Genomic DNA, 22,742 nt, shown 5'->3' with positions numbered 1-22,742 from the left:
CTTTGTGTGCCGGGGTTTCAGACGAGGCATGGGGACATCATGATTTCATTTATACGGTTCGCCGACAGCCTGTCGGCATGGTTTGGCAAGTCATTCGCGTGGCTTATCCTGTTGATGTCCATCGGCACGGGCTACGAGGTTTTCGTACGCTATGTGCTTAACAGCCCGACGGCCTGGGCGCTGGACGTTTCCTTTATCATGTACGGCACGCTGTTCATGATGGGCGGGGCCTATACGCTGTCGCGTGGCGGGCATGTGCGGGGCGATTTCCTGTACCGGCTGCTGCAACCCAAGACCCAGGGCAAGATCGATATCGTGCTGTATATCGTCTTCTTTTTCCCCGGTGTGCTGGCCCTGATCCTGTCCGGCTGGAAATACGCCGCGCGGTCCTGGCAATACGGAGAGGTCTCCGTCAACAGTCCCGCGGGTGTGCCGATCTACCAGTTCAAAGCGGTGATCGTGGCGGCGGGCATATTGCTGTTTATCCAGGGGATCGCGCAGGTATGCCGCTGCATTATCGCGATCCGGGACAATTACTGGCTTGAAGCGGACGAAGACGTTTTCGAGACCGAAGATCTTTTGATCCAGAAGGCCAACATGGCCGAGAAAGACCATATCACATGACCGATCCGCAAATCGCCCTGATGATGCTTGGGCTGTTCATCATCTTTGTTTTTCTGGGCTTCCCGATCGCCTTTACCCTGATGGCCATGGGCATCGGCTTTGGCTACTACGCCTATTTCGATGCGCGCCGCATGTGGCGCGGTTTTGACCGGCTGGATGAAACCGCCGGACAATGGGAACAATGGTCGAGTTGGATAGAGGGATTTTATAACAACCGAATATTTGACCTCTTCGTGAACCAGACCTTTACCGTGATGTCGAACGAGGTGCTGACGGCTGTGCCCTTGTTCCTGTTCATGGGCTATATCGTCGAACGCTCCAACATCGTTGACCGTTTGTTCACCACGCTGAACATCGCGTCCAAGAATGTCCCCGGATCGATGGGGGTGGCGGCGCTGATCACCTGCGCGCTGTTTGCCACGGCGACAGGGATCGTGGGCGCGGTTGTGACCTTGATGGGCCTGCTGGCGCTGCCGGCGATGTTGAAAGCGCGCTATGACCCGTCCTTTGCGGCGGGCATCATCTGTGCGGGCGGCACCCTGGGCATCCTGATCCCGCCGTCGATCATGCTGATCGTCTATGCGGCGGCGACCAATGTGTCGATCGTGCGCCTTTATGCGGCGGCACTGCTGCCGGGGCTGACGCTGGTGGGGCTGTATCTGGTCTATATCATCGGGCGGTCTTTGCTGCAGCCATCGTCGGCACCAAAGCCTACGGCGGATGAGGTGCCGGACATGCCGATGGGAAAGCTGGTGATGATGATCATCACCTCTTTCGTGCCGCTTGCTTTCCTGATCTTTGCGGTGCTCGGGTCGATCCTTTTCGGTCTCGCCACCCCGACAGAGGCGGCATCTATCGGTGCATTGGGCGGTATCTTCCTTGCCTTCATCTACCGCGCGATGACATGGCAGCGTTTGCGTGAAAGCGTCTATCTCACCGTGCGCACCACGGCGATGGTCTGCTGGCTGTTCGTCGGCTCCTACACCTTCTCTGCCGTGTTCTCCTACCTCGGGGGGGAGCATGTGATCTCGGAGTTCGTGCAATCCATGAACCTGTCGCCGATCCAGTTCCTGATCATGGCGCAGCTCATCATCTTCCTGCTGGGCTGGCCGCTGGAATGGTCCGAGATCATCATCATCTTCGTGCCGATCTTCCTGCCGCTGCTCGCGGTCTTCGAGATTGATCCGCTGTTCTTCGGTATCCTTGTGGCGCTGAACCTGCAGACCAGTTTCCTGACCCCGCCGATGGCGATGTCGGCCTATTACCTCAAAGGCATCGCGCCGCCGTCGCTCCTGCTGACGCAGATCTTCAAGGGGGTCATGCCGTTCCTCTTCTGCGTGATCCTGTCGATGGTGCTGATGTATGTCTTCCCGCAGATCGTCTTCTATTTGCCGGATCTGTTTTATGGACGGTAATCGGATGACGGGTCACGGGGTGGACGGCACCCCCAGCGTGACGCTGCTGCGCGACAGGCTGGCGTCCGGCGCGCTGGATGCGCTGGCGCTGGTCGACAGCTATATCAAGCGGATCGAGGCGCGCGAGCCGCAGGTCGGTGCATGGGCGTGGTTCGATCCCGAATTCGCGCGCGCACAGGCCCGCACGCTGGATGCGCATCGCCGGGCAGGGCGTCCCTTGGGGCGGCTTCACGGGTTGCCGGTCGCGCTGAAGGACGTGATCGACACCCAACGCATCCCCACGGAAAACGGCAGCGTTCAGGATGCGGGGCGCGTGCCCCTGCGCGACGCCTTTGTCGTAGAGAGGCTGCGCAAGGAAGGGGCGATCCTGATGGGCAAGACGGTCACGACCGAGCTTGCCTTCATGCAGCCCGGCAAGACAGTGAACCCGCATAATCTGGCGCATACGCCCGGCGGATCGTCGCAAGGCTCTGCCGCGGCGGTGGCGGACGGAATGGTCCCGCTTGCCATCGGCACCCAGACCGGCGGTTCGGTGATCCGCCCGGCGTCCTTCTGCGGGGTGACCGGATATAAACCCACCTTCGGCGCGATCCCGCGGCGGGGGGTGCTGACGCAATCGCCCTCGCTTGATACGATCGGGGTCTTTGCCAGCGACCCCGCAGGGGCAGCACTTCTGGCCGAGGTGCTTTTCGGGCAGGATGACGAAGACAGCGCGACCACGCTTTGCGCCGCACCCGCCTTACATGCGGCGGCGACTTCGGCCCCGCCGCTGCCGCCCGTGTTCGGCTTCATCCGCCCGCCGGGATGGGAGAATGCGGAGCCGCAACTGCTTGACGCCTTTGCCGAGCTGCTGGACGCGCTTGGCGATCAGGCGTTCGAGCTTCCGTTGCCAGCGGTGTTCGACACGGCAGCAGACCAGCGCAAGCTGATCAATCTGGCCGAGATGTCCTATCACTACTACCCCTATTGGCACCGGGGCGCGGACAAGCTGGGGCCGATCACCCGCGACGCGATAGAGCAAGGCAACGCCGTGCCTGCCCGCGACTACCTGTCGGCCCGCGACATGCCCAAGGTGCTGAACGCCGCGCTGGACGAGATGTTCACCCGCTGCGATGTGATCCTGTGCCCCTCGGCCCCCGGTCCGGCCCCCAAAGGGTTGGAAACCACGGGCGATCCGGTGTTCAACGGGCTGTGGACCTTCTGCGGCACACCCTGCATCAACCTGCCGCTTTTCACCTCGACCGAAGGGCTGCCCATGGGCGTCCAACTGGTCGGCGCTCGCCACAATGACGCGCGGTTGCTGCGCACGGCACAATGGCTGACCGACTGGGCCGCCGGTGCCTCTGCATAAAGGATATCTGATATGAACCGACTTCTCGCACTTGTGGCGTTTGCGACCATCACCGCCTTTCTGCTGATCCTGGCCGTCAAGGTGCCCAGCCCCGATCTGGTGATCATCGTGGCGATCACGCTGGCGTTCATCGCCTTTGATCTGTTCACCTCCAGTCACAACAAGAAAGACTAGCCGATGTCCAAGCCCGTGATCTGGATCACCCGCACTCTGTCGAATGCCACGCTGGAACGCGCCCGCCGCGACTACGAGGTGATCTGGGATGCCGCCGACACCCCCGGCAGCGCCGAGGATATCATCAGGATGAGCGCATCCGTCGACGGGATCATCCCGTGCCACTCCGAACATTTCAGGGCAGATGTCGTGGCGCAGCTCGACCCGCGGCTGAAAATCGTCGCGAACCATTCGGTCGGGGTGGACCATTGCGATCTGGACGCGCTGCGCGGCAAGGGGATCGTCGTGACCAATACGCCCGATGTGCTGTCGGACGCTACGGCAGAGCTGGCGATGATGCTGATGCTGGGGGCTGCGCGCAATGCGGTCGCGGGGGACCGGACTGTGCGGTCCGGCACATGGGATTTCTGGTCGCCGGCCTTTCTGGTGGGCAAACAGATGACCGGTGCGCGGCTGGGGATCGTGGGGATGGGCGGTGTGGGTCGTGCCTTTGCCCGCAAGGCGCGCGGCTTTGACATGGAGATCCACTATCACAACCGCAGCCGTCTTTCGCCCGAGGATGAAGCGGGCGCGATCTATCACGAGACGCTGGAAAGCCTGCTGGCCGTGTCCGACTTCCTGTCGCTCCATTGCCCCGCAACGCCCGAGACGGTCGGGCTGATGAACGCCGACCGTTTGGCGCAACTGCCCAAAGGGGCGGTTCTGGTCAACACGGCCCGCGGCAATCTGATTGACGAGGCTGCTTTGGTCGACGCTCTGGATGCGGGGCATATCGGGGCGGCGGGGCTGGATTGCTTTGTCACCGAACCGGGGGGCAATCCGGCCTTCGCGTCCTATGACAACGTGATGATGATGCCCCATGTGGGCAGCGCCACGGTGCAGACACGCGATGCGATGGGGTTCAAGGCGCTGGATAATCTTGACGCGTTCTTCCGTGGAGAGTCCCCGCCGAACGCGCTGTAGTCTAGAAGGGGTCCGAAGAACTCAATGCGGACCTACGCTGAAAAAAATCGTATACGATTTACATGATCGTATTTATTTGTCATGGTGTGTTTCGAAAGGGGCGCATCATGACACTTCGGCAATCGAAATCGGACATTCTATTCGACCGGCTTCGCCGTGATATCCTGTCGCTGGATCTGCCACCGGGCATGGCGCTGCGCCTACCGGCCCTGTCGGAACACTATGGCATCGGCCTGACGCCGCTGCGCGAATGTCTGAACCGGCTGGCGGCTGAACAGCTTGTCGTGCCCGAGCATAACAAGGGCTTTTGCGTCACCCCGCTGACCCGTGCCGATCTTCTGGATCTGGAACGCAGCCGCGATGCCATCGAAGGCGCGATGCTGGCCCACTCCGTCAGCCACGCCGATGACACGTGGGAGGCAGGGGTAATCGGCGCCTATCACCACCTGTCGCAAACGCCCGTGCCTTCGGTGATCCATAATGACGAGGCACTGGCCCAATGGACGCGGCGGCATCTGGCCTTTCATCAGGCATTGGTAGCGGGGGCGCGGTCTGAATGGATGGCGCGGTTTGCGGGGCAGTTGCAGGACCAGTTGGGGCGCTACCACCGTTTTATTCAGGCAGGCCTGCGCGATCTGACCCAAAGCGCGCCCCCGCTCGCGGCCAAAGCGGCAGAGGTATTCTCTGCCGGTATGGCGCTAGAGCCGCATCGCGCGCTCTATCAGGCAGCAGTTGATCATGATCCGGCGGCGGCGCTTGCCGCCTTTCGCCATCACACCGGCCTGAGCATCGCCGCGTTCGAGGAGCTTTCGACGCTGATGCCTGCCCATTCGCCCTTTGCAAGAACCCTCGGCCCCCAATCGGAGACCCCCGCATGACCGGATACAACCCCGCCGATGAAGGGGCACAAATGTCCTTTGCCAAGGATATGTCCTATACCGACTACCTGTCGCTCGACCCTATCCTCGGGGCGCAGAATTGCAAATCCGATGCCCATGACGAGATGCTGTTCATCATCCAGCATCAGACCTCAGAGCTATGGATGCGCCTGTGCCTGCACGAGCTGTCGTCGGCGCGCACCCATCTCGCGGCGGGTGATTTTGCGCCTGCGATGAAGATGTTGACCCGTGTGGCGCGCATTTTTGAACAGCTCAACAGCGCGTGGGATGTGCTGCGCACCATGACTCCCAGTGAATACAGCGATTTCCGCGACGACCTTGGCGCGTCCTCGGGGTTTCAGTCGCATCAATACCGGCTGATCGAATTCATCCTCGGCAACCGCAACCGCGCGATGATGAAAGTGCATGAACATCGCCCCGAACTGCACCGCATGCTGACGCAGGAACTGGGGACAAAATCCCTGTACCATGTGGCGCTTGATCTGCTGGCAGAGGCAACGGGGCAAACCTTTGACCCGCAAGCCTATGCGATGGACACGCCTCATGCGGCGGATGATGCGGTGATGCAGGCATGGGTGCGTGTCTACCAAGACCCGCGCGCCCATTGGCAGCTGTATGAGCTGGCCGAAAAGCTCGTCGATCTCGAAGATTATTTCCGCCGCTGGCGTTTCAACCATGTGACCACGGTGGAACGCATCATCGGCTTCAAACGCGGCACGGGCGGCACGTCGGGGGTGAAATACCTGCGCCGGATGCTCGAGGTCGAACTTTTCCCCGAACTCTGGAACGTACGAGGTGCCCTGTGACCCGATTGCCGATGAAAGACCGCTTTTCCCTGCCCGAGGGCATGATCTACCTTGATGGAAACTCGCTTGGGCCTCTGCCTGTGGGGACGGCCGAAAAGGTGCAGGATGTGGTGCAGGCGCAATGGGGCGCGCACCTGATCAAGGGCTGGAACCTTGACGGCTGGATGGCGCAGCCCGCACGGGTCGGCAATCGCATTGCCCGCCTGATCGGCGCGCCCGAGGGGTCGGTCACCATGGGCGACACGCTGTCGGTCAAAGTGTTTCAGGCCTTGTCTGCCGCTCTCAAGATGCGCCCCGACCGGCGGGTGATCCTGTCGGACAGCGGCAACTTCCCGTCGGACCTGTATATGGCCGAGGGGCTGATCCAGCAGTTGGGGCAAGGCTACGAGCTGCGCGTCGTCGCCCCCGAGGATGTCGCCAGCGCCACGACCGATGACGTGGCTGTCGCGATGATCACCCAAGTCGACTACCGCACGGGCCGCATGCATGACATGGCGCAAGTGACCGCGGCGGCCCATGGGGCAGGGGCGGTGATGCTGTGGGATCTGGCCCATAGCGCAGGCGCGGTGCCCGTCGATGTGGCCGCCTGCAACGCGGAATTCGCCGTCGGCTGCACCTATAAATACCTCAACGGCGGGCCGGGGGCCCCTGCGTTCATCTATGCACGGCCCGATATCGTCGCGGACATCCAGCCCGCTTTGGCCGGATGGCTGGGGCATGATGCACCCTTCGCCTTCGAGACCGGATACCGCCCCGCTGCGGGCATCGAGCGCATGCGCGTCGGCACGCCCCCCGTGATCCAGATGACCGCGCTGGAACATGCGCTTGGGCTTTGGGACGCGGTGGATATGGCCGAGCTGCGGGAGAGGTCTGTCGCGTTGAGCGAGCTGTTCATCGCGCTGGTTGAAGAAAAATGCCCCGAGCTTGTGCTGGCCAGCCCACGGGATGCAGACCAGCGCGGCAGTCAGGTGTCTTTCGCGTCAGAGAACGGGTATGCGGTGATGCAGGCGTTGATCGCACGCGACGTGATCGGTGATTTCCGCGCGCCTGACATCATGCGCTTTGGCTTCACGCCCTTGTACATCGACGAAGCTGACGTGCGCGGCGCAGTCGACATCCTTGCCGAGATCCTTGCGACCCGCAGTTGGGACCGGCCCGAGTATCACCAGAAGCGCGACGTGACCTGAAGGGACAAGCGACATCGGGACACAGCGCGGTGGCGGTGCGTCTTGGTGATGGTGGTCCGCGCGAATGAACGCTATGATCAGGCCATGCTTGATCTTCAGTCGCGCCCGAAATGCAGTGAATGCCCGATCCGCCACCGCGCCGTTTGTGCGCGGTGCGATGATGATGAACTGCTGATGCTGGAGCAGATCAAGACCTATCGGTCGTTCAAGGCGGGTGATCCGATGCTCTGGCGGGGCGACGGTCTGACCTATGTCGCGTCGGTTGTGTCGGGCGTCGCGAGCCTTGGCAAAACGATGGAGGACGGGCGCACCCAGATGGTGGGGCTGCTTTTCCCGTCGGATTTCATCGGCCGTCCGGGCCGCGCGGCGATCGACTTCGACGTGGTCGCCGTTACCGATGTGACGCTGTGCTGCTTCCAGCGCAAACCCTTCGAGGCGCTGATCGAAACCACGCCGCATATCGCCCAAAGGCTGATGGAGATGGCGCTCGATGAACTGGACGCGGCGCGTGACTGGATGCTGTTGCTGGGCCGCAAAACCGCGCGCGAAAAGATCGCGACCTTCATTGAAATGCTGGCGCGGCGGCAGCAATTGGCCAATGCGGATACCCCTGGGCAAGAGCTGGTCTTGCCTCTCACACGGTACGAGATCGCCAACTATCTGGGGCTTACGCTTGAAACGGTCAGCCGCCAGCTTGGCGCGATGAAGAAAGAGGGTATCCTGAGCTTTGTCGACCGTCGCCGATTCCGCGTGGCCGATGTGGACGCGCTGCACGCGGCCTCGGGCGACGACTGCGACTAGGGAAATATTCCCTTTGATTTGATCTGTATCAACGCCGCAGGGCACCCCAAGGTGTTTCCTGTCTGCACCTTCATAGGAGAGTGCAGCATGTACAAGAATATCCTGATCCCCGTTGTTTTCGAGACCCCCGAGATCACCCAGACCGCCTTTGATGCGGCGCAGGCGCTGGCGGCACCGGACGCCAGATTGACCCTGCTGCATGTGATAGAGGCAGTGCCGGTCTATGTCGCCGAATACATCCCCACCGACGTCGTGACCTCCACCCGCGAGGCGGTACAGGCGCGGCTGGATGCGCTGGCGCTAAGCTTGCCGGGGGCCGCGACAGCGATTGCGGACGGGCGCGCCGGGCCACGGGCGACACGCTGGGCCGAGGAAAACGGGACCGACTGTATCGTGATCGCGTCGCATCAGCCCGCGTTGTCTGACATCCTGCTGGGGTCGGTCGCGCAATATGTGGTGCGTCACGCCAAGTGCGCGGTGCATGTGGTCAGATAGGTCGGGGCACCGCCAACGCGCTATTGCAGCCCAAGTATACCGTCAGCGGTGGCGGCAACGCGGGCGAATGCGGCGCGGTCTTTACGTGCGATCAGCCAGAGGTCATGAAACCGTCGTTGGGGCAGGGTATGCACCGCTAGCGCGTCGCGGTGCGCAAACCCCTCCACCCCTGATCGCGGCAGGATGGTATAGCCCAGTCCTTGGGCCACGGGCAGGGGGATTTGCCCGATCTGGTTGATAAAACTGCGCAGCCGCAAATGCTCTGCCCCGCGGTAGTCATCAAAGTTGCGCCCGAGAAGATCATCGGCATAGGCATTGCCATCAGGATGCGCGATGAACCCCAAGTCATCAAGCTTCTGCAGTGTCAGATCCGCCGCGTTAAAGGTGGCGGGCAGCACGAGGCAAAGTTCCTCTTGCGACAGGGGCGTGGCCTGAACGCGGGGCATATCGGGCACCGCGGTTACCACGCCCAGATCAAGCGTCCCTGCCAGTATATCCGCCAGTATACGCGCCTGCGGGGCGGCGCTGAGATGCATCTTGAGCTTCGGGGCCTGCTGCATCCGCGCGATCAGATACGGATACAGCCTTAACGCAAAGCTGCCAGAACAGCCGATCCTGACCGTGCCTGACAAGGGATCATCGCGCTGCATCCTTTCGCGCAGGGCGCGCTCCTCTGTCCGGCGGGCACGTCCGATCGACAGCAGCTCTTCTCCGGCGGGGGTGAGGGTAAAGGACTTTCCCTCGCGCAGGATCAACGGCTGGCCGACCTGTTGTTCCAGCTTGCGGATATGCTGCGACACCCCCGGCTGGGTCATGGCCAACCGGTCTGCGGTGCGGGTGAAATGCCCGATGTCACATAGGGTGGTGAAGGTTTCGAGCCATGAGGCGTTTAACATGCGGATCATTCCATAAAGTTATAAATTTAATTCCATATGATAATTTTATGTTTGCTCGTGGTCCACCTAAATCACGGGGTATCACAGAACAAAGGATAGACCATGACACCGACACCACGCAGTTTCTCTCACATCGGGCTTTCCGTGCCGGATCTGGACCAAGCCGTAAAATTCTACGCCGACGTGCTGGGGTTTTACGTCATCATGCAACCGACAGAGGTTGTCGAAGACGGCAGCGATATCGGGCAGATGTGTACCGATGTCTTTGGCGAAGGCTGGGGCCGCCTGCGTATCGCGCATCTTGCCACGGCAGACCGTATCGGGATCGAGTTGTTCGAATTTGACGGCAACCACGCCCCCGCAGACCCGCTGAATTTCCGCCAGCACGGCACGTTCCATTTCGCCATTCAGGATCCCAACCTCGAAGACCTGCTGGCCAAGATTGTCGCGGCAGGGGGCAGGCAGCGGATGCCGGTGCGCGAATACTTCCCCGACGATAAACCCTATCGCATGGTCTATGTCGAAGACCCCTTTGGCATCGTGTTCGAGCTGTACAGCCACAGCTACGAGCTGACCTATTCCGCAGGTGCCTACAGCTAAACTCAAGTCTGTTCTGCGGGCGAGGGCAGGGCTTTCGCCCGCAGTTATAATGACAAGATATGTCAAATAATGCAGGTCGGCGGGAACCCTCCTGCGCGGGAAGGCGGTTTTGTTGTCATAGCAACATCACGAAAGGTCTTCTCATGTCATACTGGCGCTTCTTTGCAATGATCATCACCTCTACCGTGGTGATGTTCGGCTTAATGTATCTGAACACCTACGCAATCGATCACGTGTTCTTTAGCGAAACCCGCAGCTATATGGCGCTGTATATGGGCGCGGTGATGGCGGTCATCATGCTGGCGTTTATGCTGGGGATGTACAGCAACCGTGGGGTGAATATCGCGATTTTTGCAGGCAGCGCGCTGGTTTTTGCGGTGTCGCTGTTTCTGGTGCGCAGTCAGTCCACGGTCGATGACACGGCGTGGATGCGTGCGATGATCCCGCACCATTCCATTGCGATCCTGACGAGCGAGCGTGCCAATATCTCGGACCCGCGGGTGCGCAAGCTGGCGGATGATATCATCGAAGCGCAACGGCTTGAGATCGACGAGATGAAGGCCCTGATCGCGGATCTTGAAGGCGGGCCAACCGCAACACCGGAAATCGACGGGAAGTGAGGACACAATGACGCAACAGCAGACACAACCGGCACAACTCTACCGTATGGTGATGCCTGACCATACCTGTCCCTACGGTCTGAAATCCAAAGACCTGCTGGAGCGTCAGGGCTTCGAGGTCGAGGATCACCACCTGACAACGCGCGAAGAGACAGACGCGTTCAAGGCGAAGCATGATGTCGAAACGACGCCGCAGAGCTTTATCGGCGGGGAACGGATCGGCGGCTATGACGATCTGCGGGTCTATTTTGGCTTGGATAAACCCAAGGATCAGCAATCTGACACGTCGTACCAGCCGGTGATCGCCATCTTTTCGGTCGCCTTTCTAATGGCGCTTGGCCTGTCGTGGTTTGCCTTTGAAAGCATCTTTACCGTACAGGCGTTCCAGTGGTTTATCTCGATCTCCATGTGTTTCCTCGCCGTGCAGAAGTTGCAGGATATCGAGAGTTTCTCGACCATGTTCCTGAACTATGACCTGCTGGCAAAACGCTGGGTGCCCTACGGCAAGATCTACCCGTTCGGAGAGGCCTTTGCAGGCATCGCCATGACCGCAGGGGCGTTGCTGTGGCTGGCAGCACCGATCGCGATCGTGATCGGTGGCATCGGGGCGATCTCGGTGATCAAGGCGGTCTATATCGACAAACGCGAGCTGAAATGCGCCTGCGTGGGCGGCAGTAGCAATGTGCCGCTTGGCTTTGTGTCCCTGACCGAGAACCTGATGATGCTGGGCATGGGGCTTTGGATGCTGGTACGCCTCTTCGGGTGATATTCTGGCACCTGCTCAGCGGAATTGAAGCCTATTCCTATTGCAAATCCCCCCGCGCCGCATCCGCGGTACGGGGGGATTTTTGTTCGTGTGGGGCGCGGGAAACACCCCTTTCCGTGCCTGACCATAAGCGCCGCCTTAGGGGGCGATCCGCACTTCAAAGGACACAGACCCCGTTGCACCCGGTTCATGTGATCCGGTGCAGTCCCATTGCAGCGCCCCCGCATAGCCCGCCGTATCCGCCCCGGGCGTGGTCATCGTGCAGATCACATCGCCGCCGATGGAGACGGGGCTTGGGATGGCGGATGCCAGTTCTGTGTAGGGCGGCGTGCGGTCGTGGATCACGATGTTGGTCGCGGGCAGTTCGCCAGGGTTGTCGAGGAAGATGCGATATTCAAGCACATCCCCCGCAGCGGCACCGTTGCTGACGCCTTCGGGCGTGCCTTGGGTGACGTTGCGGACCGTCTTGCGCAGTTTCAGCACCCCTTCGGAGGATTCTACCCGCACCAGATCGGTGTTGCGGTCCTGCTCGGTCGCGCCGGTCGCGCCATAGGTCGTGTCGGCGACCACATCAAAGGCGATGGTCGATCCCGGTGCCGCCGCACCCGAGGCGGCGACACGCGCCACCAGACAGATACGCGTGTCAGGGGTCACGGGCAGGGCGGTGGTGATGGGGCTGGTGGCCGTCCCGTCGCAGGCGGCATCCTCGAACAGGGCGACGGAAAAGAGCCCCGGCGCGGTGATCGACTGGATATCGGTGTCAAACACCACAGAGCCTTCTGCATCGGCAAGATATTCATGCCGCAGGGTCACCACCTGTGCCGGACGGATCGCGCTTTGCTGGCTTTCGCTCAGCCGGGCGTCCTCGATCAGGCCGACATCCAGATCAGGATAGGATGTCCCCGCCGCAGGCGTGAAGGTAAAGGTACCATCGCCGCTGGCCGGGTTGACCAGGCCGGGCAATGCACCGGGGTTTTCGGACACGGTGAGCAAGCCGTTGTCCGGGACCACGGTGATGGTGACGTTATCGGCAAAGCCTTCGGGCAGGGTCAGGCTCCAGCTGCCGTCGCTGGCAACCTGCGGCGACCCGATCAACGTGCCGCTGCTATCGGTGATCCGGACTTCGGCAGCACCGGTGTCGGCTTCCGAGGCCCCTTGCAGCGCGTCATAGGCCGTGTCGGAACCTGCACCATTGTCGATAAAGACCTTACCAGACAAGCTTGGGCCGGACCCGGCAAAACTCACGCTCACGGCGGCTTCGTCGTCATCGACAACCGCGTCGCCCAGATCGTCCGTCAGCGGGCCCACCAGCGGATCACTATCGGGATCCGGCAGGTCAGAGGCGATGATCTCGGCCACGTTGGTATGCTCGCCTGTGGCGTTCATCGTGACCCGCACGGTCAGGGTTTCGCTCGCGCCATTGGCCACCTCGCCGACGTCCCATGTACCGGTGTTGGCGTCATAGGTATCGGTGCTATCCGCCGGTGTGGCAGAGACAAAGGTGAACCCGTCGGGGATCAGGTCACGGACCCGCACACCGGTGGTACCGTCAGGGCCGTCGTTTGTCACGGTGAGCACGAAATCAAGCTCTGTGCCCGGGCCCGCTTGGGTCACCGGCTGGCCGCTGGTGTCGAACACGCCCTTGGTCAGGGACAGGTCCGCCGTCGCCCCGCCGTTCACAAACCCGAAATCAAGGGTGCGCACGCTGCCGGCGGTGATTGATACGCCCGTCTGCGGGTTCACGGTACCGGCCACAAGCCCGGGGGGCATGTCGGGATCGGCTGCGTCGACCTCTACGCGGTAGGTCGCTGTGGCAGATAGGTCAGAGAAGAGATAGGTGCCGTTGCTGGCTGTCTCTACGCTGGTCAGGAACGTGTCATCCGCGGTGTCGGCTGTGCCATTGTCGTCGTACAGCGACACGGTCACGGCGCTGAGCACGGTTTCACCGGGCTGGTAGCTGTCCGAATAGTTGGTGTCACGGTAGACGACGCCGGACAGGTCACCTTCGGGCGGCAGCGGGCCAAAGCGCGACGGGCAGGCGGCACCGTCGTTCAGGCCACCCTCGCCGACAGGCACCGTATTGATCAACTGCCCCCCGCCCGAGCCGGAGCCCTGAAGTCCTACGTCGGCCTCATAGACCTCGTTTGTGACGTTCTGGTTGATGTACATGCGGCCGTAGAAATCGAACCACACCGCGCCATAGGACCCTGTCCAGGCGGTCGGGCCGAATTCAACCGGCGCGCGGGTGCCAGACGTACCATCCGCAGGGTCGATATAGAACAAACGGTCAGAGGCCTCGTTGACACCGTACAACATGCCGTCGTTCGGATTATAGGCGATGTCGGAGGGTTCAACCGCAGCCGACAGCGTGATCAGGCCCAGATCAACGGGCGCGGACGGATCGGAAAGATCCAGCAGCTGCAACGCGTTGGCCCCGTTCACACGATAGACCATCACCCCGTTGGGCAGGATGTCGCCCGCGGTGGAGCCCACCGCCGCCGACGCGGGGAGGGTCGAGACCACCTCGTAGTTGCCGGTGGAGTCCAGGCGGATCAGCTCGCGCGTTGCACTGCGCACCCCGTAGAACAACCCGTCGAGCGCATTATAGCCCCAGCCGCCGTCATACTGCACGCCCGCAGGGGTACCGATGTCGGTCGCGGTGATGCTGTACACGCCAGCGCTTTCCGCGAAGCTGAGCCGCTGCAGCTGCGTATCCGTCTGTGTCACACGGTAGAGCGAGCCATCGCAGGTAAAGGGCACCGCCCCGGCCGAGAGGATCACTTTGTAGTCCTCGACCTCACCGTCGAAATTCAGACCATCAAAAGGGTCCGCCGCGACGGCGCTGGAGGTCGACCAGCGGATACGTGCATGGGTAAAGCCGCTGGTGATATTCGCAGGGACAGGGATGTTCAGGGTGATCTGGTTGTTGAACACCCCATCCGTATCGCCCGCGCCCCCATCACGGTAGTCGACCGCGATGTGTTCTGAGGGATCGAAGGTGCCGCTTTGGTCAAAATCGACCCAAAGCTGCAGGTTCGTGATCCCCGCGGTTACCGGAATGCCCAAGGCGAGTTGAGCGCTCAGGGTTTCATGGGTCACGATGGTCAGGGGCACGGTTGTGCCGGCCTCCAGGATGGGAAAGACGGCGATGGAATCCTCGTCGTCAAAGCCCGACAGGTCATCTGCATCGGAATCGGGGCTATGCTGAGGGGTCTGTTCGGTGTCGGGTTCGCCGGCACCCAGATAGATGTCCTGGACCACGATGTGACGCGGATCGCCATAAGTCGCGGGCGCATCGCCGCGGTCGGACAGATCAGCAGCCGCAATGACCAGCGAATAATCCTCTACCTCGCCATCTACGGCAAAATCCGATGTGCTTAACCCTGTCTCGGAGCCGTAGCGGAAGCGCGCGTAGGTGGTCGATGTGGTCGCATCCGACGGCACGGTAACGTCGATCTGGATCACGCCATCGCCCGCGACATTGTCGAATTGCGTGCCGTCATCCTTGAGGTCAAGCGCGATACGCTCGCCGAGTGTCTCTTCGAACAGACCGTCGCCGTTGAAATCGATCCAGGCCTGCAGGTTACCATTGCCTGTTACGGTCACGTCGAGCGTGCTGATCGTGCCTTGGGTCAGGACGGGAAAGGTGATCCCGTCTTCGTCGTCGGTGCCGATCAGGTCATCCGCCGTTGCCGTGGCATCCGATTGTGCAACCAGCTCGATATCCGGCTCGATCAGGCCCAGATACACACCCGGAGAGGCATCAACGCCGTGGGTCGGTGTGAGGTAGCTAAGCGGTGCATCGCCAAAATCCACACCCAGCCCGGCAAAGACCGCCACCGTGACCAACGCGCGGTCACAATCTGCGGGGTCCAGCGCATCGCAGAGCTGGTATTCGATGGTGTAGACGCCAGCGGGAACGCCCGCGGGCACAATAACGCGACCGGCTTCGGCACCGGCTGTTTCCAGAACCGGCACAGGATCGCCCGTGTTCTGCGGCACGGCTTCGGTCAGTACAGTCAGCGTCGCGGTCGGGAAGGCGGCGGGCAGGCCGTTGATTGTGTCATTCGACATGACTTCGCCTGCGGTGCCGCCCAGCAAGGTGTTCACGGGCGACGCGGTGTAGTCGTCGTCTTGCGCCACAATATCGGGCGAGGTGTTCGAGATTGCGCAAAGCTGGATGCCGGACCCCCGCGTCGCGCGACGGTCGGATGACCCTGTGTAGCCGTGGATAAATTCAGCTTCGACGAAGGTGTTGAATTCATAGGTGGCGTAGTTGTCAAAGCTCGATTCATTCGGCTCGTCTTCCCAATCAAACGGGTCGCCCACCTTTGCAGGATCCATCGCGATCGCGTTCGGTCCGGCGGGAAAGGAGGATAAGGGCGCGGTGTTGAAGAAAGAGGTCACCGTCGGGTTGGTGAGCGAGCCCACCACATCCGAAGAGTCATCGCCCTCGCCGCGGCTGTCGACATCCGTTTGCTGTACAATGACCCCGTTGATGCGGCTTTGGTCAATGGCCAGACCTTGCGGGTTGGCCGCCGTGGCCGTGCCATCCTGGACCAGTCGCAGACGGTAGGTGATGTATGCGTCGTCCTCTGGCGTCATGCGCGCCTCAAGCGAGGTGTCCAGCTCAAGCGCGGTCGCATTATTGATGCTGGTGACCTGCATGACGACATCGATCGGGTTGCCGTTTATATCGGTTGTCACGTCGTCGAACAGGAAGATGTCTGACGGGGTTACATTCGTCCGGCTGCCGGACCCTGCCAACTGGGTCGATGGCTGGCGGAAGACGGACTGAGGCGTGCAGCTTTGCGAACCGGTCTCGCCTGACAGCACGCTGCTGACGATGGACAGGGATTCAGAATTCGACTGCAACCGTGAAACAAAAGGCTGGCCGATGCGGCCAATGCCCGCAACCGCGTTGCTGTCCACGGACCCCGTCAGCACATCGGCCGCCTGAATGGTGTAGTCCTCCTGACAGACGACCGTTCCACCCGGGGCGACAGGCGTGGTGATCGCGGGGCAGAGCACAGGCCCCAGCAGATCGTCGTTGATCACAATGTCCTGCCCGGTGTTGAACGGCAGCGCGCCGGTGTTTGTGACCGTGTAGGTATAGGTCACAGTCTCACCCTGCGTCCCTGTGCTGGGGCTGGCGGTACGTGTCAATGAAATGCTTTGATCCACATTGAACGTTGCCGCACCAAACATCCCGATACCCCGCGGGGCGGGATCATAATTGGTGAACTGGTTATAATTGCGCACGTCGGCAATAGATTCATCATACCAGAAGGTGACCGTCGAGGTGCTGTCGGGGAAGGTCGCGCGCACGGTGCCGGTGTCATCGTTGTTCGATGTGGGCGAGGCCCCGAACCCTTCGACATAGATACATTGGGCCTGGTTCGCGCCGATGGTGCCGGTGAAGCCAGACCCGGGACCGGGGCCGACCAGAAGTGCGGGTGCCGCGCTAACCGGTGCCAGCGTCGGATTGCCGTTATCGCCAAAGGCGGTCACAAGATCGCATCGGTCAGACCCGGCGTTGCTATCGCTGGCGTCAATATCCAAAATGTCGACCTGTAGATTGTCGATCGGAAAGGCGACCCCGCCCGAACTGGAGGAGATGGAGGAAGTTGTCCGCGCATCCCCGATACGCCCGCGGTTTCGCGGCGCGTTGGAAATGACTACGAGCGATTCCACATTGCCCCCAAAGATAGCAGAATCGTTGGGTGTCCCTTCGCCGCTGAAGGCGGTGTAGTTGCCCGTATGTTCAAAGGTCAGGTCAACCTCGAACCCATATTGGTCCCGCAGGGTGCGTGTCAGCGGGCCAAGATTGCCACCGGGCCAGTCGTAGGTGCCCCAATCAAGTTCGAACTCGCCGGCATCAGCTTTGCCGGAGCCTGTAACGACCAAAGCCGCCAAAGCGGCAGCACAATTCAGTGTTGTAAAGGTTAACTTTGAAATCGACATCAGACGGACCTCTTGTTGCGGTGTCCCAAACACCTTGTACATTGGCCGGAGACGACCTCGCCGTCTTTCCTGCCCCCCGGGATATGTCTAAAGTTCTCATACAAGGTTAACGCGAGCGACAATGCGCAGGTACAATCCCCCTGCCTTCCAGAATAGCGCCCTATACTTTCGAGAGCGTCCCACCCAGAATCGGTAGGCGGCGAGATGCGGAAAAGCCTTGAATCCATAGGCCCTTGCTCTGTTGCCGTTTGCCCGCGGATGGTGAATATGTCGGCACCAATTCTCTCGCGCCGCACGAAAGCCAGTATTTTGCAGACAATTTTCGACAAATCAGGAGCGTCTGCAGAAACTCCACCTGTTTTCGGTCACTTCGGTGAATGGGTGCAGGGGCGGTTGGGGCCGGAGGGCCCTGTGGTTCTGGTCACGATGCTGTGCCGTGCACATGGGGTGCGGGCGCGGTTTACCCGCGGGGGGGCATTGGACCTGACGCAGGGTAAACCCGCAGCGGTGAGCCTCGCGCAGCTTCGACACCTGCTAGAGGCCGCAGGGGAAAATGGGGGCAGTTTTACCTTGTCTGGTAACCTTCCCGTCGGGGTCGGGGCCGGTGCATCCACTGCGGCGCTGGTGGCTTTGGCGCGGGCTGCGGGTATTGCTGAAGACCGTTTGCCGTCGCTGTGCTTGGCGGTGGAAGGGGCCACCGATCCGTTAATGTTACCGCATCCGGACCGCGTGATCTGGGCCTCGCGGTTGGCGCAAAGCAAGGGGGCGCTGGGCGCGCCGCCACGGGCTGACATCATCGGCGGCTACTTTGGCGAACCGATCCGGACCGATGCGGCGGATAGCGGTTTTGCGGATATTGCCGACCTGTTGCCAGCCTGGGAAAGCGCCGTGGCGCAGGGTGATTTGCCTCAGGTGGCGCGGTTGGCGCGCATCAGCGCAGATCGCACCACCGCGTTGCGCGGCCCCCTGAACGACCCGAGCACGATACTGGCGCAGCGGCTCGGTGCTTTGGGCTATGCGCGTGCGCACACAGGGTCCGCGCGCGCGTTCATCTTTGCGCCGGGCACCGCCCCCGATGATGCTGAACAGCTGTTGTCAGACCACGGGCTCACCGGTGCGATGCGGTTCACAACCGGAGGGGACGCATGATCGGTGCGGCGGGCATCATGCTGGGGTTTGTGATCGAGGCGGCTTTGTCCTGGCCTGCGCCGCTTTATGCGATAATCGGCCATCCGGTGTCCTGGATCGGCCACGCCATTCGCATGATCGAGACGCGGTTGAATAGCGCCAATACATCGCCCGCACGGTTGCGCCTGTTGGGCGGTGTCGGGGTCTGCCTCGTGCTTGCGCTTGCGGTCTTGCCTGCCATTGTGGTCGCCGCGTTGCTGCCGTCTGGCTGGGCGGGCTACGTTGTCGGCGGGCTGCTGGCGTGGCCCTTTCTGGCACCGCGGTCGCTGTTCGACCACGTCCAGGCCGTCGCTACGCCTTTGATACAGGGAGATATTGCAGGGGCACGCTATGCCGTCTCGATGATCATCGGGCGCGATCCTGATCAGCTGGACGCTGCCGCGATTGCCCGTGCTTCGATCGAAAGCCTGGCCGAGAATGCCTCGGACGGGGTGGTGGCTCCGGTGTTTTGGGGCGTGCTGCTGGGGCTGCCGGGGCTGGTGGCCTATAAGGCGATCAACACGATGGATTCGATGATCGGGCACCGGTCCGCGCGCTACCGTCACTACGGGATGGTGGCTGCGCGGCTCGACGATCTGGTCAATCTGATCCCGGCGCGGGCAACGGGGCTGCTGTTCGTGATCGTGTCGGGCCAGCCACGCCGCGCCGCCGCCGTGATGCTGCGCGATGCGCGTCACCACCGGTCCCCCAATGCCGGTTGGCCCGAAGGAGCGATGGCCGGTGCGCTGAACGTGCGCCTGTCCGGCCCGCGTGTGTACGGCGAAGAGATCGCGGATGAACCCTGGCTCAATGCCGAAGGAACAGCGGCCGATGCAACCACCCTGCGACGGGCGCTGACGCTTTACCTTCGCGCCATGTTCGTATTAGCAGTCGTGTTGGCGCTGGTGGCGCTGATCTGACAGGGGCAAGCGATGCGGGACCACGGCGGCAATCTGGATGGGGCGATCAAGGCGTTCGGCGGCGACCGCGCTGATTGGATCGACCTGTCCACGGGGATCAACACGGTGCCCTATCCGGTGGGGCCGATCTCGCCAGAGGCATGGACCCGTCTGCCCGAACGCAGTGCCCTTGCCGCGCTGGAAGACGCCGCGCGGAGGGCCTATGACGCAAACTGTGCTGTTGTGCCTGTGTCAGGGGCGCAGGCGGCGATCCAGCTGGTGCCGCGTCTGATCGCGCCCGGGCAAGCCGCGATCCTGTCGCCCACCTATAACGAACATGCCGCCGCACTACGGGCCGAAGGCTGGCAGGTCACCGAGGCCACCGATCTTGCGGCGCTTGAAGGGTATGCCCTTGCCGTGGTGGTCAACCCGAACAACCCCGACGGGCAGCGCCACGCCCCTGACACCTTGCGCGCGCTTGCCGAAACGGTCGAACTTTTGATCGTGGATGAAAGCTTTGCCGACCCTGATCCAGAGGTGTCGCTGGTCCGCGGCGGGGCCGAACTGCCGAGAAATATCCTTGTGATGCGGTCCTTTGGCAAGTTCTACGGGCTGGCGGGGCTGCGCTTGGGTTTTGTGCTGGCGGCAGCGCCTTTGGCCGAAAGGCTGCGCGCGATGACGGGGCCATGGCCCGTTTCCGGCATGGCGATAGAGGTCGCCTTGCGCGCACTGAACGACACGAATTGGGCGGCACAGACCACCGCGCGCCTGCAAGGCGAGGCGGCGCAATTGGATGCGATGGCGGCGCGGGCAGGGTGGGGGCTGGTAGGCGGCACCCCGCTGTTTCGCACTTACGCGACGCCGGATGCCAGGGCTGCGCAAAACGGCTTGGCCGCACATCACATCTGGTCGCGGATCTTCCCCTATTCCGACAGCTGGATCCGTCTGGGCCTGCCCGGACCGGCCGGTGATTGGGCCCGGTTAGAGACCGCGTTGGAAGACGGCGCGTGATCCGGCGGATCACTCTGACAGGGCGGCGGGTGCTGCTGGGGCTGGTGGCCGCTCTGATAGCCGTCACGTCAGCCAGCGCCGCAGACCTGCCCCGTGTGGTGTCGATGAACCTGTGCACGGACCAGATGGTGCTGCTACTGGCGGATTCTGATCAAATCACCTCTCTCAGCCGATTGGCGCGCGATCCGCGATCGTCGTCGTTGGCGCAGGAAGCCTCGGCACATCCGCAGAACGCGGGCGGTGCTGAAGAAATATACCTTTCCGCGCCGGATCTGGTGTTGGCGGGGCAATACTCCGACAAAGCGACCCTTGCGATGCTGCGCCACCTTGGCCTGCGGGTAGAGCAGATGCCGATCACCAAGGCGCTTGACGATATTCCCGCGCAGATCCGGTGGATGGGCGACCTCTTGCAACAGCCCGCGCGGGCAGAGGCGATGGCCCGCGACGTCGAACAGACATTGGCCGCACAGCCCGCATTGGCCCCCGATGCCCCTGTTGCGGCGTTCTATTACCCGAACGGTTATTCGCTGGGGGTGGATACTTTGGGCCACGACATCGTGACCACCGGCGGACTGCGCAACCTCTCGCAGAAACTCGGACGCCGGACCAGCGGGCGTCTGGCGCTGGAAGAACTGGTGATGAACGCCCCCGATGTGCTGGTCACCACGACACCCTATCCCGGAGGTTCCCGATCCGAAGAGATCATGCTACATCCTGCGCTCGCACAATACGCCAAGACCGGCCGGATGGTGTATAGCTCGCCCGATTGGGTCTGCGGCACGCCGCTGGCGTTGCGGGCGGTGCAAGACGTACGCAGGGCAGGCAACCAGATACGCCACGAGGAGAGATAACAGATGACCGACAGCACCCCAGACCAGAACAAGCGCCACGCCGAAAAGATGGCGAAGGTCCAGACGGCCCGCGCCAAGATGATGGCGGAAAAGACCGTGACCAAGGGGTTGATCATCGTCCACACCGGGACCGGAAAGGGTAAAAGCAGCTCTGCCTTCGGGATGATCATGCGCTGTATCGGGCACGGGTTCCCCTGCGCGCTGGTGCAGTTCATCAAGGGCGCACGGGTGTCCGCGGACCGTCAACTGCTTGAGGACCGCTTTAGCGATATCTGTCAGGTCTATGTGATGGGCGAGGGCTTTACCTGGGACACGCAAGATCGCGAACGCGACATCGCCGCCGCCGGACGCGCATGGGAAAAAGCCAAAGAGCTGATCCGCGACCCCAACAACCGCATGGTGCTGCTCGACGAGCTCAACATCGCGCTGCGCTATGGCTATATCGACGTGCAGGATGTGGTCGATTTTCTGCAGGCCGAGAAGCCGCATATGACCCATGTGGTGATCACCGGCCGCAACGCGCCCGACGCCTTGATCGAGATTGCGGATCTGGTGACCGAGATGAAGGAAATCAAACATCCTTTCCGCAAACAGGGTATCGCCGCACAGGCCGGTGTGGAATTCTGATCTCTACCGGGGCAGGGCGTTCGCGCGCGCCCCGCTTGGCAAAGGGCGGATATCATGGACAAGATCACGCTGGTCACCGGCGGTGCAAAATCGGGCAAGAGCCTTTTTGCCGAAAACCACCTGCGCGCCTACGGGCTGCCGCTGGTCTATATTGCCACCAGCCAGGCCTTCGATCCCGAGATGGAGCACCGCATCGCCGCACATAAAGTGCAACGCGGTGACGGTTGGGACACGGTGGAGGAGCCGCTTGATCTATGCGGCGCGCTGATGCGCACCGATGGGGCGGGCGCGCGGCTGGTCGATTGTATGACGCTGTGGCTGTCCAACGTGATGCACGCCGAACGCGACTGGCAGGCGGAGCTTGAAAAAGTGCTGGACAGCTTGCGCGCACAGTCCTCTCCGGTGGTGCTGGTCACGAATGAGGTGGGCGGGGGCATCGTGCCGATGTCCGCGCTGGCCCGGCGCTACCGCGATGCCTCGGGCCTGATGAACCAGCGCATTGCAGCGGTGGCGGGGCATGTCGTGTTGGTCAGCTGTGGTCTGCCCCTGACGCTGAAGGGCAGTGCGCAGGCTCCGGCCTCGCTTGCCTGACCCATGATCCCGACATACGATAGATTTCCAAACGA

General features: G+C 61.9%; 21 protein-coding genes. 19 read left to right on the top strand and 2 right to left on the bottom strand.

The window, feature by feature from the left end; all coding sequences use genetic code 11:
• Window positions 1–39 precede the first annotated feature (39 nt).
• From IV89_RS12430 to IV89_RS12385, 10 genes are all read left to right on the top strand, one after another.
• A complete protein-coding gene (locus IV89_RS12430) occupies window positions 40–624 on the top strand; it encodes a TRAP transporter small permease subunit (RefSeq protein WP_005852157.1) in 585 nt (194 codons plus the stop codon).
• Entirely contained in the window at window positions 621–2,039 is a 1,419-nt protein-coding gene (locus IV89_RS12425; RefSeq protein WP_005852158.1) for a TRAP transporter large permease subunit, read from the top strand. The genes IV89_RS12430 and IV89_RS12425 overlap by 4 nt, the downstream gene beginning before the upstream one ends.
• 4 nt (window positions 2,040–2,043) lie before the next feature.
• A complete protein-coding gene (locus tag IV89_RS12420; protein WP_037944963.1) occupies window positions 2,044–3,390 on the top strand; it encodes an amidase in 1,347 nt (448 codons plus the stop codon).
• Window positions 3,391–3,402: 12 nt separating this feature from the next.
• Window positions 3,403–3,564 (top strand): hypothetical protein, encoded by a 162-nt coding sequence (locus IV89_RS12415; protein ID WP_181358629.1) that lies wholly within the window; start codon window positions 3,403–3,405, stop codon window positions 3,562–3,564.
• 3 nt (window positions 3,565–3,567) lie between these two features.
• The gene (locus tag IV89_RS12410) at window positions 3,568–4,527 is read left to right on the top strand and encodes a D-glycerate dehydrogenase (RefSeq protein ID WP_037943699.1); all 960 of its coding nucleotides are present in this window, start codon (window positions 3,568–3,570) and stop codon (window positions 4,525–4,527) included.
• 107 nt (window positions 4,528–4,634) lie between these two features.
• Window positions 4,635–5,405: a GntR family transcriptional regulator gene (locus tag IV89_RS12405; RefSeq protein WP_037943700.1), complete on the top strand. Its 771-nt coding sequence runs from the start codon at window positions 4,635–4,637 to the stop codon at window positions 5,403–5,405.
• Window positions 5,402–6,232, top strand: coding sequence for a tryptophan 2,3-dioxygenase family protein (locus tag IV89_RS12400; protein ID WP_037943701.1), 831 nt, complete (start codon window positions 5,402–5,404; stop codon window positions 6,230–6,232). The genes IV89_RS12405 and IV89_RS12400 overlap by 4 nt, the downstream gene beginning before the upstream one ends.
• Window positions 6,233–6,243: 11 nt before the next feature.
• On the top strand, window positions 6,244–7,419 hold the full coding sequence (kynU, locus tag IV89_RS12395; RefSeq protein WP_037943702.1) for a kynureninase: 1,176 nt from the start codon (window positions 6,244–6,246) through the stop codon (window positions 7,417–7,419).
• A 48-nt stretch (window positions 7,420–7,467) separates the two neighbouring features.
• Complete coding sequence (locus IV89_RS12390; RefSeq protein WP_081858780.1) at window positions 7,468–8,220, top strand: Crp/Fnr family transcriptional regulator; 753 nt, start codon at window positions 7,468–7,470, stop codon at window positions 8,218–8,220.
• Window positions 8,221–8,307: 87 nt separating this feature from the next.
• Window positions 8,308–8,715: a universal stress protein gene (locus IV89_RS12385; protein WP_037943703.1), complete on the top strand. Its 408-nt coding sequence runs from the start codon at window positions 8,308–8,310 to the stop codon at window positions 8,713–8,715.
• 20 nt (window positions 8,716–8,735) lie between these two features.
• Here the strand turns inward: IV89_RS12385 and IV89_RS12380 are convergent, their stop codons facing one another.
• Complete coding sequence (locus IV89_RS12380; RefSeq protein WP_037943704.1) at window positions 8,736–9,611, bottom strand: LysR family transcriptional regulator; 876 nt, start codon at window positions 9,609–9,611, stop codon at window positions 8,736–8,738.
• A 102-nt stretch (window positions 9,612–9,713) separates the two neighbouring features.
• Here IV89_RS12380 and IV89_RS12375 point away from each other — a divergent pair, with 102 nt between their 5' ends.
• The 3 genes from IV89_RS12375 to IV89_RS12365 all read left to right on the top strand — a co-directional run bounded on the left by IV89_RS12375 (window position 9,714) and on the right by IV89_RS12365 (window position 11,597).
• Window positions 9,714–10,211, top strand: a complete 498-nt coding sequence (locus IV89_RS12375) for a lactoylglutathione lyase family protein (RefSeq protein WP_037943705.1) — start codon at window positions 9,714–9,716, stop codon at window positions 10,209–10,211.
• Between the two features lie 143 nt (window positions 10,212–10,354).
• On the top strand, window positions 10,355–10,831 hold the full coding sequence (locus IV89_RS12370) for a DUF305 domain-containing protein (RefSeq protein ID WP_037943706.1): 477 nt from the start codon (window positions 10,355–10,357) through the stop codon (window positions 10,829–10,831).
• A 7-nt stretch (window positions 10,832–10,838) separates the two neighbouring features.
• Complete coding sequence (locus IV89_RS12365) at window positions 10,839–11,597, top strand: glutaredoxin family protein (RefSeq protein ID WP_037943707.1); 759 nt, start codon at window positions 10,839–10,841, stop codon at window positions 11,595–11,597.
• Window positions 11,598–11,735: 138 nt separating this feature from the next.
• Here the strand turns inward: IV89_RS12365 and IV89_RS12360 are convergent, their stop codons facing one another.
• The gene (locus tag IV89_RS12360) at window positions 11,736–17,561 is read right to left on the bottom strand and encodes a GEVED domain-containing protein (RefSeq protein ID WP_235183758.1); all 5,826 of its coding nucleotides are present in this window, start codon (window positions 17,559–17,561) and stop codon (window positions 11,736–11,738) included.
• A gap of 267 nt (window positions 17,562–17,828) precedes the next feature.
• Here IV89_RS12360 and IV89_RS12355 point away from each other — a divergent pair, with 267 nt between their 5' ends.
• Genes IV89_RS12355 through cobU form a run of 6 tightly spaced genes read left to right on the top strand, consistent with a single transcriptional unit; the run spans window position 17,829 to window position 22,707 of the window.
• Window positions 17,829–18,710, top strand: coding sequence for a hypothetical protein (locus IV89_RS12355; protein WP_235183759.1), 882 nt, complete (start codon window positions 17,829–17,831; stop codon window positions 18,708–18,710).
• Window positions 18,707–19,648: an adenosylcobinamide-phosphate synthase CbiB gene (gene cbiB / locus IV89_RS12350; RefSeq protein WP_037943710.1), complete on the top strand. Its 942-nt coding sequence runs from the start codon at window positions 18,707–18,709 to the stop codon at window positions 19,646–19,648. The genes IV89_RS12355 and cbiB overlap by 4 nt, the downstream gene beginning before the upstream one ends.
• A gap of 12 nt (window positions 19,649–19,660) precedes the next feature.
• On the top strand, window positions 19,661–20,638 hold the full coding sequence (gene cobD, locus IV89_RS12345; protein WP_037943711.1) for a threonine-phosphate decarboxylase CobD: 978 nt from the start codon (window positions 19,661–19,663) through the stop codon (window positions 20,636–20,638).
• Complete coding sequence (locus tag IV89_RS12340) at window positions 20,635–21,489, top strand: ABC transporter substrate-binding protein (protein WP_235183760.1); 855 nt, start codon at window positions 20,635–20,637, stop codon at window positions 21,487–21,489. Before cobD ends, IV89_RS12340 begins: the two co-directional genes overlap by 4 nt.
• 3 nt (window positions 21,490–21,492) lie before the next feature.
• Window positions 21,493–22,116, top strand: a complete 624-nt coding sequence (gene cobO / locus IV89_RS12335; protein ID WP_037943712.1) for a cob(I)yrinic acid a,c-diamide adenosyltransferase — start codon at window positions 21,493–21,495, stop codon at window positions 22,114–22,116.
• 54 nt (window positions 22,117–22,170) lie between these two features.
• Window positions 22,171–22,707, top strand: coding sequence for a bifunctional adenosylcobinamide kinase/adenosylcobinamide-phosphate guanylyltransferase (gene cobU, locus IV89_RS12330; RefSeq protein ID WP_037943713.1), 537 nt, complete (start codon window positions 22,171–22,173; stop codon window positions 22,705–22,707).
• The last annotated feature ends 35 nt before the right edge of the window (window positions 22,708–22,742 follow it).

Source organism: Sulfitobacter sp. CB2047 (genome assembly GCF_000735125.2).
Lineage (GTDB): Bacteria > Pseudomonadota > Alphaproteobacteria > Rhodobacterales > Rhodobacteraceae > Sulfitobacter > Sulfitobacter pontiacus.
The sequence above is the reverse complement of the archived record's forward strand: the minus strand, read 5'-3'. Positions and strand labels throughout refer to the sequence as shown.